The following is an 11,896-nucleotide window of genomic DNA, read 5'->3' as shown; positions in this document are numbered from 1 at the left end:
TAATCATAATGAAAAAATTTACGCTCTCTTTACTGGCGCTGGGTCTTTTTTCCGCGCTGCCGGGATTCGCCGCCACGCCTGCGCCGGTGCCGGAGGCCATCGCTAACCACAGCGGGCCTGTTCGTATCGCCGTTATCCGCAACCTCGGCTCGGACGATAACACTACCCAGTTTGTGGCGGGCGCGATTCAGGAAGGGAAAAAGCTGGGCTTTAAGGTCAGCACCTTCCTCAGCAACGGCGACGACGCGAAATTCCAGGATTTCGTCAACCAGGCGATTAGCCAGAAGTATGACGGCATCATCCTCTCTCAGGGTCGCGACCCTTACTCCACTCAGCTTGTGAAACGCATTGTCGATGCCGGCATTAAAGTTTCCGTGTTCGATACCGCCGTGAACGGCGAGATCCCGGGCGTGACCGTCACCCAGCAGGATGATGCTTCGCTGACGAATCTCTCTGTCGGCCAGCTGGTGAAAGATTTCAACGGCAAGGCGAATATCATCAAGCTGTGGGTCGCGGGCTTCCCGCCGATGGAGCGCCGCCAGGCGGCGTATCAGGAGATCCTTAAGCAGAACCCGGGTATTAAAGAGCTGGAGTCCATCGGCGCGGTCTCCTCCGACGTGCAGGGCGACACTGCTAACAAAGTGGGCGCGGTGCTGGCGAAATACCCGAAAGGGCAAATCGACGCCATCTGGGGCGCCTGGGACGCCTTCAGTCAGGGCGCGTATAAAGCGCTGAAAGAGAACGGACGCACCGAGATTAAGCTCTACAGCATTGATGTTTCCAACCAGGATTTGCAGCTGATGCGTGAAGCGGGCAGCCCGTGGAAAGTGACCGTGGCGGTCGACCCGAAGCTGATTGGCGCCACCAACGTGCGTCTTGTCGCCAACAAGATTGCAGGCGAGCCGACGCCGGCGACCTATGACTTTAAAGCCGCGGCTATCCCGCAGGCCTTGCTGGCGACTCAGGGCGGGGCGGTGAACGTGGCGAGCCTTGGCAAAATCATCCCAGGTTGGGGCCAGACGGAAGATTTTATCGCGCCGTGGTTCGCCACGCTTGAAGCGAAGAACAAATAATGGCCGCCCACTTACCGCAGCCCGAATACAGCCGCAATATGCGGCTGATTGGCCACTCCGACCAGGGCGGCCGCCCGGACGGCGTGCAGTTGATGGTCCACCGGGGCTTTGCGTACATCGGCCATATGGTGTCGCAGGGCTTTTCCATTGTGGACGTGCGCGACCCGAAAAACCCGAAGGCGGCAGGCTTTGTTCCCGCGCCGCCGGGCACATGGAACGTGCATCTCCAGGCGCATGACGATCTGCTGCTGGTTATCAACGCCCGCGACCTCTTTGCCGATGCCCGCTTCGCTGACGAGAAGGTTTATTACACCCGCTCGGTAGGCGACACGGTGCGTGATGTACAAGAGCAAGGCTGGAGCGCCGGGCTGCGGGTGTTTGATATCTCCACGCCCGATAAACCACGCGAGATTGGCTTTTTGTCGCTGAGCGGCATCGGCATCCACCGCATCTGGTATGTGGGCGGGCGCTGGGCCTATGTTTCCGCGCTCATTGACGGCTTTACCGACTACATCTTCCTGACCATCGATCTGGCCGACCCGCGTAAGCCTGAAGTGGCGGGGCGCTGGTGGCTGCCGGGCATGAACGAGGCGGCAGGCGAGCAGCCCGCGTGGCCTGAAGGCAAGCGCTATGCGCTGCACCACGCGATTATCGCGGGCGATACCGCCTACGGCAGCTGGCGCGACGGCGGTCTGACTCTCCTGGATGTGAAAGACCGCAGCCAGCCGAAGCTTATCGCGCATCGCAACTGGAGCCCGCCGTTTGGCGGCGGCACCCATACCGCGTTGCCGCTGCCGGACCGCGACCTGCTGGTGGTGCTGGATGAAGCGGTGCTCGACAACCAGCAAGACGGCGAGAAGTTTATCTGGCTGTTTGATATTCGCGAGCCGTCGAACCCGGTGAGCATTTCGACTTTCCCGCAGCCGGATGAAGCGGATTACGTGGCGAAAGGGGCGCACTTCGGTCCGCATAATTTGCATGAAAACCGTCCCGGCAGCTTTATCAGCTCGACGTTGATTTTCGCTACTTACCACAACGCGGGCGTGCGGGCTTACGACATTTCGAATCCGTATCGTCCGGTGGAAACCGGCGCGCTGGTGCCTGCCGCGCCCGCCAGAATGATGGATACGCGGCCAGGCCGCCCGCAGGTAATTCAGTCCTGCGATGTGTTTGTCGACGCGCAGGGCATTATTTACAGCACCGACTACAACGGCGGGCTGTCGGTGATTGAGTATCTGGGGTAGACGTTAGCGCTTTTGTTATGGTCTTTACTCTCACTCTTGTCCTGGACGCTACCGGGTTAAGTCCCGTGCCCGTTGCTGAAAATGATTGTGAACACGCCTCTAAGCGTCAGCAACAAGCTGCCGTCGAAATCAGGCGCTTTACGTCGCAAGCGCCGTAAAGCCTGCTCAGCGGGGTTAAAAGAAACTACCGGGAATTCTGCATTGTTGAAAGCAGGTTTGGGCTAATCAGGGCGGGGATTGGCCAGGCAGAATATTTGGCGCTGCAACCGGCTACGTCGGGCATACGGCGTTTTCCCGCCACGGAGTGACAGGCAATATTATCTGGCGCCTCCATGCCGCTAGCGCAGCATTTAAGGGCAGGCTGCGCACTGCAGTAATAAAGAATGTCAGCTTTGTGCCAATGGCGGACGTTCCTTAATACGCAGGATTATCATGAATTTTTAAAAATTTAGGGCCTGACTTTAATAGCAGGCCCGTGAATTCAAACTACATGGAGCGGTTCAAGTTGAATGGGTAGCCATACCCGTTAATTGTCCTGCTTTTCACTGTATTCCCCGTCATCCTGCTCATCGTCGAAGCCATTTTCATAAGGTGCCTGAGAGGCTTTGATGACTTCTTCTGCGCCTACATCTTGAAGCGTACCTTCGACAGTTTCTAGGTCTTCCATCGCCTCTTGGAATTTTTCGATGATATCAGCAGCAGGAATTTTACCTTCAGCCAGGTTTTCCAGCGTCTGGATTGCGCTTTCTAGGCCAGGCGTATCATCCTTCACGCGAAGCACTTCTTCACCCAGTGGGATGTCATCCAGAGGAACCCAGCGTGAGCTATCAATGTCGATACCACGCAATTCCTCCAATCTGATACGCTCAGCATTATTGATGCCATCAGCGATATCGACGAACTCCTCAGCTATATCTTTCAACGTCTGGGCTCGCTCCAATGCATCATCAATATCCTGCGTCGTTACTTCACTCATGTCTATCACCCTCATGAAATGCGAGGCAACACACCTCGTTGAAGACACAATGGTATTTGGTGTTAAAAAAATCAAGTTATTTAATTATTATGTTAAGTTGATATATTTTTAAAATGCCATGTTGTTTATTTTTCAGTTTGATTTATTTGCTGTCTTTTAAAATATAAAAATTACAATTTAAAATCAAATAGATAATACTTGTGATTTTTATAATCATTCTGCTATGATTTTTCAGATGGAAATATAGGCGGCGGTGTTGAAATCGCCAGCTTTATCAATTTTCTCTTAAGCTGAACGGCATAAACATAATCATATATTGTGATAAATATCACAAAAAAGAGGTCCAGATGCACCATTCTGAACATTACAAGTCTCTGTTCTGCACGTTTCTTTCTGGTGCCGCCAACCCTTTCCCGAACATTTATGATGCAATCAGCGAACAGATACTTCTCCTCATCCTTAAAGCCCGGCAACTGAATGAAGATACTGAATTCAGCAAGTGGTTTGATGAGCAGCACAAGGTACTGACGAAACTGCGAGCCCAGAGCAATAAAATCAACAAAATCTACTCTCAGAACACATATGAGCGTAATTTTAAGGAACAAAAGCAGGACAGCCTCATGGATGCACTCATTTTCATGCATCAACTCTATGCCGGTTTTGATGATGGCAAGGTCAGTCTGAAGACCTGGAGAGAGATGAACCGGCAACCAACAGAGCAGGGGTTCCGCTTTGCGGAACAAAGCAAACTTCTGGAGCAGTTTATTCACGATGATATGTTTGCCATCCTGGCCGAGGGCCCGACACATTGTTCGCCAATCCCGCCTCAGGCACGAAAAGGCTACTGCCATCAGGACCTTTCCATTGCGCACTCATGCAGCCGGGAGCTGCTTTCCCGATTGAACGATTTCCACAAAATAGATTCACTTCCGATACTCGCTGATGCAATTTACAACTTAATTACCGCTTTGCATGATGCCGGCATTGTTACTCCCGACTGGCTGTCCGAATTTGAAAAAGTTCACACAAATTTTCTGATAGGAGAAAGGCGGGAGAACGGCGTATTCCATAGAATAATAAAGTTAATTAACGATGAAGGGCGTGTTGAGTTCATTGAAAGGATTGCTGAACAGTGCGCACCTCAGTACGCCGAATATCTGTTCGACCAGTATGTGGGCATTTATGCTTCGGAGATCATACAGTGGCTGACTGAGCTTCAGATGTATTTCAAATATTCGCAATCAACGCCATTTGTCTGGAAATTCACCACTGTTACGCCTGATATCAACACCCCTTCAGAAGGGGAAGAACAGCAACCGACAGTGGCGTGGGAGAGCGATTATTGCCAGATTTCAATCAAGCGAGATACCCTCCTGAAACTCATCCAGACCAACACGTTGCATGATGCTTCAGACTCTCTCGCAGACTGCTTACTGCGTATTTATGATCAGCCAGCCGACCAGATGCGCAGACAGAAAGGTACCATTCCGCAAATCTCCGACCGGGAACGTCACGTCTATAGTTCGAACAGTTATCATTTTTACAGCGCTTCTCAAGGCAACCATCAAAAGAACAGAGATATAGTGCAATCCTTTGAAAAATGGTACGAAAACAATAAAGTGCTTCTGATTAGCCACAAGAAAACACGTACTGAGCGCGTCGGTGTCGAAGTCCGTCTGGCCGGGTTGAAATGCTATGACCTGAAAATGGGCATCCCTGAATGCAACAGAATGAAAATAAAAGACGGTGTTTACGATCTTGTGAATCAAGACACTAGCCTCCGCTTTGAAAAGTCCATTAGTGATGTCTCACTTCAGCGATACCATTCACAGGTAAAAAAAATCATCGAAAAGGATATTGATGATTTGCTCCGAATCCAGCGGAACAAAAATTCTAAATGTCCATTCAGTGGCGCCTATCACGCTATCAAGCCACTATGGAGCAAGAGCGATTATCATGAGGAAGAATGAACCTTATGGTAGGAATACCTATTCCCAGTCGACTAAAGCACGGTGGTGTACGTAATGTCTTAGTAACGTCTGATTCTCGCTCATAGCGGACCTTGCCTGGCGTACATGTCTGCTACCTGCCAAAAGCGGGCATTGGGCGTTGTGGTAAATGCCTGATAATTTCTTCTTTTACTAGCACAAGCCGCTGGATAAATTCCCATGTGTCCAGCTTAAGTAAATCAAGAGCAACTAGCGTACTGGCTGTATAAAGTTTGCCGGACGCAAATTTATTGATTTCAGAAAAACCTGTTGAAATAGAGGTATATCAGCGTTAGTTTGATGTGAGTAAAGATCAGGAAAGAAGGTAGAAAAATGTTCCACTTGCGGGCAAAAAAGCCTTCTATTAAATTGTTAAGGCTTTATGAAGATCGTACATTACGAATCGAATTCACCATGGGTAGGAAACATGAAATTTCCAAACCCTAAGTGTGGGAGGAATGACTCCTGCTTGATTCGGGATAGGTTGTACTCGCATGAAGTATGTATTGGCTCTAAACCTAAATACTGGTGGCGTTTGCTCACAAATACCTTAACAAGTCTAGGTATGGGACGCTCCTAACGTCGCGCCCCTGCTAAAAGCGTTAGCTGTTCTCTAGCCTTCAACCAGATAAGGAAATAACCGTATGAGTTCAGAATTGATTACAAAACCTGGAACAGGGGTGCTTTCCACAGATACAACAAAATTTGAAGGATATTTATCCTATCTTGGTTTGCCGACCGAAAATATAATTGCCTCTCTCCCTGAGCGCCAAATTATTGAAAAAAACCTCCCCACATTCATAGATTCTTTACCTGCTGAGGTAAAAAGAGATGCTCGATATTTATCAAAGTTCGTTGCTGGTGCGGCTATAGGACTATTTGATGCATCGTTAAATTATGTTTGGAATGAAGTTGTACTGAATTTAAGGGAAAAAGTAGTAGTTTATGGCCTCGATATGTTCTTTGATGCTGCAGTCGGCGGAGGACGTAGAGAGCTTTATTCTACCGAAGAAGATCTTTCTGGTTTAAAAGACAACACCCTTATTAATACTTGCCGAAAACTTGAATTAATATCTGACGTTGTTTACACCAAGCTCAATCATATATTGACTATGAGGAATGACATTGGTGCTTCGCACCCAAATTCATACTCCATAAATGCTTTTGAACTTCTTGGCTGGCTCCAAACATGCGTTCAAGATATTTTGAACGACAAACCGTCCGCGTCTGCCATACAAATAAAATCATTCCTTGAGAATCTAAAAAGATCCACTGATGTTCTTGATGAAGCCACAATTCAAAGCATGGAAAGACCTTTGAATGATCTGTCGCTTCAGAATACTGACAATCTACTCAATAGTATTTTCGGCATATATACAGCTGATTCAACAGGAAATGTTGTCAGAAAAAATGTCGCTCTTTTTGCTCCGCATATTTGGAATAAAAGCAGTGAGAATGTAAAATACAAGCTCGGCGTGACGCTAGACGGATACAAGAACAATCTTCACAACGAGAAACATGCTTTAGGTATTGAGTTTTTTACGTTTTGTGATGGTAATCGTTATCAATCATTAGACTCTAGAATTATATCACTGGACGGCCATGCCGACGATCTCTTAGAGGCTAGGTATGCTTGGGATAACTTTTATAATGAACCCCCTCATATGCGGAAGATTCTGTCGTATTTAAAGACTGAAAATGACATACCTTTAGAGAGGGTTCATAAGCTTATAAAAACAGTTTTGATTTGCCGTGTTGGTAAAGGAATACCATATAATACTGGTGTTTCTCCGGCGGGACGACCTTTGTATGATCAGTTTTTTGGCATGCTTGGCGATCAAAACATTATCAATACAGTTATAGCAATGCACTCTAATGAAGTGCGAGTGAATTTAGACAACAAATACTGCCAGCAACATATGGTAAGTGTTTTGACTTTGTTAAGAGCCAATGCTCGTAGCGAAAGAATTCAAGAAATTATAGATTTTTTGATCGCCAACCAAACGATCCTCCATAAAGTACAAAACGATAAGAGATATAGAGATCTAACTAAAAATCACATCAGTTTTGGCTAACAAAGCGCTGCACACGGACTAAATTAAGCTTCGCTCACTGGGACGGGCTACAGCCCGTCCCTTAACCAAACGTTAATGTCTGCAATTCGCTCATGGCGGAGCTTGGACTGCGCCGTGTACGCTTTGTGCCAAAAGCGGACACGGCTAACATCATGATGTACTAATCTACGGGGAGCAGGTCAAACTCACTATAATAATGAACGAACCCATCCGGGAAAAATGTGCTGTGGGCGGACGCCAATGGATACATTACTTGATGGAAAACGCATCTGGGCTGATAAAAATTTAAGCCAGATGTAATCTGACAGACACCTGTATAAATAACCGGTAACTGTCAGATCAGGTCTGAGCTAATACATATCAGATAACGGGAAGTGGGCATCATCAATATGCTACATATGGTTGATCGTAATACTTCGTCATTCATCTCTGGTCACTATCACGAAACCTTTTCTTTTTTGCCTCCTGCATCGCCTGATGCCTTCTTCGTCTGGGCACCTCATTGGCGCCAAATATAATAACAAAAGCAATTAATGCGATAACAATAAATAAAATAATCATTTGCCGTCCTTTTTCAGTTTTTTATCAATCCCACCCTCTTCCTTTTCAAGCGATTTTTTACGACGTTTTTCAAGATGGTCCGAAGCCTTTTTCCCTGCAAAAGCTGATGAAATAGCAGTCACTAATAACCCAACAGCGGCCAGGATGTTTTTACTTTGTGACAAGACCATATTCCTCGTTCAGAAATCTGTAGAAACCTTTGTCTATATTGCCGTTATCGAAAGGTTCCCGGCCATGGACATCGATTAAAGTATTACGCAGTTTTTGTATCTGCGACTTTAAATCATCCACTGGCATTTCGCCAGAAGCGTACTCATACCTCAGCAGTTCAAGCGAGACAATCGTTTCGAGTTGGGCGGCATCAGCAGCATTAAGATCTTTGCTTTGCCGCAAACGCTCAGCTGCTGCTGTTACTACAGCAGGCTCGCAACAATCATCGGAGTCTTCAAAATGATAAAAGTTTTTTGCATTAGTGGCATGGTTTACTAAACGCATACAGTTTTTACCCAATCGTCAAAATTTGATTCGCTGTCATTAAGTACGGCAATAGATTTCTCGTAATGAGTCATGACCTGACGATGCTGTTTATGGACTATCAACACCGAGCGGGCACTGTTCCAAAGGAACGGACCGGCAATAAGGTAGTTCAGCTTTCCGGTTCGTCCAAGAGTTCCTGTTACCAGCAGAAGCATCTGTATAACAAGCGCAGTGCCATAAGCGATCACCGCAAGTTGCGTCTTATGTAGCTCTTTTTCATCTTCCGGAGTATCCAGTCCCCTATGGGCAAAAGCGCCATAAGAGAGTAAAAGCAACTTCATAACAGCGTAGCTGGATGCATCAGCTGCGTTTATAGTTCCGTACTCATCTCCCAGAGCCTCCATCAAAGGGTTAGAAGCCGCATAGCCTGATGATTTGGTGGGGTCCTCTTTCCATTCTGTAAAAAAAGAAGAAAAGGGTAAAGGTAACCCTTTCGTTGTGGGTAAATCGGAAAGATAATGGGTCAGAATATGCAGGATTGCTTTAAGATGCAGGCCGAGTCCACTGCTCCCGGGAAAGTTACTTTCGAGGTATTTTAGCACCAGCGAATATACAGTTTGCCCACCGACATCTTGCCCTCCATACGTATAACCGTCTGGCAGTTTCTGATTAAGATTAAAGTCGTGCCCAAAGATAGATCGATGGTTAGCGCCTGCCCGGTAGTCTAAGGGACTGGCACCTGTACCCTCAGGCTTAAAATACTCATGCAGCTTTACAAACTTTTCTTCCAGCGCATCGGCATAGTGATTTGTCATATGCGCAGCGTCAACCCCCATGATTCCAATGCAGACTGCCACAACAATATCATTGGAATTGAGTGCACGATAATCCGTCGATATCTCTAGGTCAGCAAGCATCGTCTCGAAGTCTACCGTATCGACTGCCATTTTGGCCCGGTCATCCAGAGACAAGTGAGCGGTGGTCGGATCAACTACAATTTCACCCGTACGCCGCTTCACCAGATAGTCCAGGTTGGTCGCTCTTTGCTCCCAGTATGCATCTTCCGGTTCTGCTATGAAAACCGATTTAATTTTGTGCCATATATTCGCCATTACGTCCTCATGCGCTTTTTTAAGCGGAGCTATGTTCAAGGCTGGCTGTCCGTCAGCATGACGGAATAGTGGATCCCATGTGGCAGACTGATTGATAAAGGCTTATTGAGTGTCAGCGGGATGGCCTGTGGTGCAAGTGGCATTGTCCTGACAATGCCTCCTACCAGGCGGGCATTCACATATTGCTCGTGATCATAGTAATTTATCTCACCACTGATCTCGGCCGTACTGTTTCCTTTATCTACGTACAAATCGATATAGATCGTCGCTGCTGCAAATTTTCTGTCCAGATCAGAGGTGAATACTTTTCCAGGCAACGGGCGGAGTGCGTACAGTAGCAAATTACGGGTATTGTCTTTTTTCAGAAGGCTGTCCGCGGTTACAGTTACTATGGTTGGCCCTGAAACTGGTGATTGCATTTCCGTTCTCAGGTACTGCGTTCTGTTTTCTGAGGGCATAGAACTGCATCCCATCAGCGCAAGACATAAAACAGCAATTCCTGTCATTCTGTTCAATTCAAGTATTCTTCTTTCATTATCATCAAATGATAGCCATTCTGTCAGTATCGGCATGGTTCGCAAATAGTTGATACTAATATGCTCAGAGGGTATGAAAGGCGATACATATCCGGCTCATGAGGCGAATGTTGTTAGTAACCTCTGCTTTGGTTGTTATCCTTTCAGCTGGTTACTCCGCTCCATTTCCATTGATGATCACGTGCAACTTCCGCTTATCGCTCAGAGTGGACCTTCACACTTGCCCGCTTCGTGGCAGGATCTAATATCGCCAGGTCCGTACTGCATTGATTTTCAGGAAGCAGATCGCAATGGGATGCAGGTTAGAGTGATTCAATGCCGCCTCTAAAGGCGGCATTTTGTCCCAGCTGAGTACAAGACTTAAAAGTCTTTTTCATTACGTTCCGCTTAATCGAAAGCCCTGTAGACCGCTCACTCCCGACTGGACCTTATTAAAGAACTTTGATTCCGATTTTAACTGGGCCATTAGCTGTGTCGAACAGACGGTTACCGCTTCCCCATAAATGATAGGGGGTGGCAGAAGCGTAGCGGGTAGTTAGTTAACTACAAGGGAGAGGGGACCGGAAAGCGCGGTTGGCAAGGGCGGAGGATTTTCCCCCTCTCCCCGTTGGGGAGAGGGGAAGGAGAAAACGCTTAACCGTACTGCCGCACCCGGGCGACCAGCTCGTCGGCGCTGTCGATGCGCGGGGCCAGCACAATCAGCGCTTTGCCAAGCTCAATGGCGTGGCGCAGGCAGGAGAGCTTCATCTCTTTATCCTGAATGGTGTCGATATCCGCCACGTGGGAAAGCCCGACGCTTCGGCGAATCAGCTCCGTGCCGGCAAAGCCGATAGCGTCTGCCCAGACTTTCTTCAGAAACTCGCTGGCGTAGCCGGGGAAGGCCAGCGCCGCATCGCGGGTCTTCTCACGCGCAAGCCACTGAAAGCGCTCGGCGAAGGTGTTCCACAGTTCGACAATATCAGCAAGACGCTGGTCGCGGCCGCTTGCCGCCTCGCGAATGCCAAGCTGTCCCGGCAGGCCGCAATAGTTCAGCAGCAGGTTGCCGATGGCAGTGCCGACGTCAAAACCGACCGGGCCAAAATAGCCAAACTCGGCGTCAATCGCCTTCAGGCTGCCGTCAGCGACAAAAATCGATCCGCTATGGATATCGCCGTGCAGCAGCGCTTCGGCGTGAGAAAAGAAGCGGTGCTTGAGCGCGGCGACGGCGGTTTTGAGCTGCGCATCGTCACGCAGCGCCGCGACTTCCGGCTCCAGTTCTGCCGGGTAGTTATTACGCTCATGAATCTGATACGGGTCGTTGAAGAAAAGATCTTCGGTGATTTCGCACATCTCGGGGTTGATAAAGCGCGCCACCTGGGCTTTTTTCTCGTGGGGATGGAGATAAAAATCGCTGGTATGAAACAGCGTCTGCGCCAGGTACTCACCAAGCTGGCTCGCCGCCTGCGGGTAATAGACGCCGCTTATCAACTCGCCGCGCCAGATGCGGTGGCTTGAAAGATCTTCCATCACCATCACCGCCAGATCCGCGTCGTAATGGTGAATTTTCACCGTATGCTGCGGGCAATGTTTGTAGTGTTCGACCAGCGTCTGCGCTTCTAGCCGCGCGCGGTCGAGCGTCAGCGGCCAGGATTCGCCTACGCAGCGGACATAAGGCAGCGCCTGCTTGACGATAATGCGGCTAACGCCCTGGGTATCAAAAATTTTAAACACCAGATTGAGGTTGCCGTCGCCCACTTCCTGCGCCTCCACAAGGCTGGCTGGATCCGCCAGTCCGCCAAACTGTTGCGCGTAAGCCACTGCGTCATAGGCCGTGAAGGTTCGGTAGTGCGACATTGCGAATATCCTCATGCAATC

10 protein-coding genes and 1 pseudogene are annotated in these 11,896 nt (G+C 48.6%); 5 read left to right on the top strand and 6 right to left on the bottom strand.

All coding sequences use genetic code 11. The features are described from left to right. Positions 1-8 precede the first annotated feature (8 nt). Positions 9-1,073: a sugar ABC transporter substrate-binding protein gene (locus ACU4F7_RS16280; RefSeq protein WP_029593550.1), complete on the top strand. Its 1,065-nt coding sequence runs from the start codon at positions 9-11 to the stop codon at positions 1,071-1,073. Continuing rightward, positions 1,073-2,317 carry an LVIVD repeat-containing protein gene (locus tag ACU4F7_RS16275; RefSeq protein ID WP_481637357.1) on the top strand — a complete coding sequence of 415 codons (1,245 nt, stop codon included), beginning with the start codon at positions 1,073-1,075 and terminating at the stop codon, positions 2,315-2,317. Before ACU4F7_RS16280 ends, ACU4F7_RS16275 begins: the two co-directional genes overlap by 1 nt. Before the next feature lie 526 nt (positions 2,318-2,843). Here the strand turns inward: ACU4F7_RS16275 and ACU4F7_RS16270 are convergent. Continuing rightward, positions 2,844-3,293 (bottom strand): hypothetical protein, encoded by a 450-nt coding sequence (locus ACU4F7_RS16270; protein ID WP_481637356.1) that lies wholly within the window; start codon positions 3,291-3,293, stop codon positions 2,844-2,846. A 347-nt stretch (positions 3,294-3,640) separates the two neighbouring features. Between ACU4F7_RS16270 and ACU4F7_RS16265 the strand changes: the two genes are divergently transcribed. From ACU4F7_RS16265 to ACU4F7_RS16255, 3 genes and pseudogenes are all read left to right on the top strand, one after another. Then, complete coding sequence (locus ACU4F7_RS16265; protein ID WP_481637355.1) at positions 3,641-5,263, top strand: hypothetical protein; 1,623 nt, start codon at positions 3,641-3,643, stop codon at positions 5,261-5,263. A 662-nt stretch (positions 5,264-5,925) separates the two neighbouring features. Further along, positions 5,926-7,356 carry a hypothetical protein gene (locus ACU4F7_RS16260; RefSeq protein ID WP_481637354.1) on the top strand — a complete coding sequence of 477 codons (1,431 nt, stop codon included), beginning with the start codon at positions 5,926-5,928 and terminating at the stop codon, positions 7,354-7,356. Positions 7,357-7,542: 186 nt separating this feature from the next. Further along, a pseudogene (locus ACU4F7_RS16255) lies at positions 7,543-7,656 on the top strand (IS481 family transposase); the annotation flags it as partial. Between the two features lie 257 nt (positions 7,657-7,913). Here the strand turns inward: ACU4F7_RS16255 and ACU4F7_RS16250 are convergent. The 5 genes from ACU4F7_RS16250 to mtnK all read right to left on the bottom strand — a co-directional run bounded on the left by ACU4F7_RS16250 (position 7,914) and on the right by mtnK (position 11,875). Further along, positions 7,914-8,081, bottom strand: a complete 168-nt coding sequence (locus ACU4F7_RS16250) for a hypothetical protein (protein WP_155553786.1) — start codon at positions 8,079-8,081, stop codon at positions 7,914-7,916. After that, positions 8,068-8,412 (bottom strand): hypothetical protein, encoded by a 345-nt coding sequence (locus ACU4F7_RS16245; RefSeq protein WP_481637353.1) that lies wholly within the window; start codon positions 8,410-8,412, stop codon positions 8,068-8,070. Before ACU4F7_RS16245 ends, ACU4F7_RS16250 begins: the two co-directional genes overlap by 14 nt. Continuing rightward, positions 8,403-9,506, bottom strand: a complete 1,104-nt coding sequence (locus tag ACU4F7_RS16240; protein ID WP_481637352.1) for a hypothetical protein — start codon at positions 9,504-9,506, stop codon at positions 8,403-8,405. Before ACU4F7_RS16240 ends, ACU4F7_RS16245 begins: the two co-directional genes overlap by 10 nt. A 35-nt stretch (positions 9,507-9,541) precedes the next feature. Continuing rightward, complete coding sequence (locus ACU4F7_RS16235; RefSeq protein WP_481637351.1) at positions 9,542-10,078, bottom strand: hypothetical protein; 537 nt, start codon at positions 10,076-10,078, stop codon at positions 9,542-9,544. A gap of 597 nt (positions 10,079-10,675) precedes the next feature. Continuing rightward, a complete protein-coding gene (mtnK, locus tag ACU4F7_RS16230; RefSeq protein ID WP_481637350.1) occupies positions 10,676-11,875 on the bottom strand; it encodes an S-methyl-5-thioribose kinase in 1,200 nt (399 codons plus the stop codon). Positions 11,876-11,896: the final 21 nt, after the last annotated feature.

Source organism: Franconibacter pulveris (genome assembly GCF_056780215.1).
This window is presented reverse-complemented; position numbering and strand designations above follow the sequence as displayed.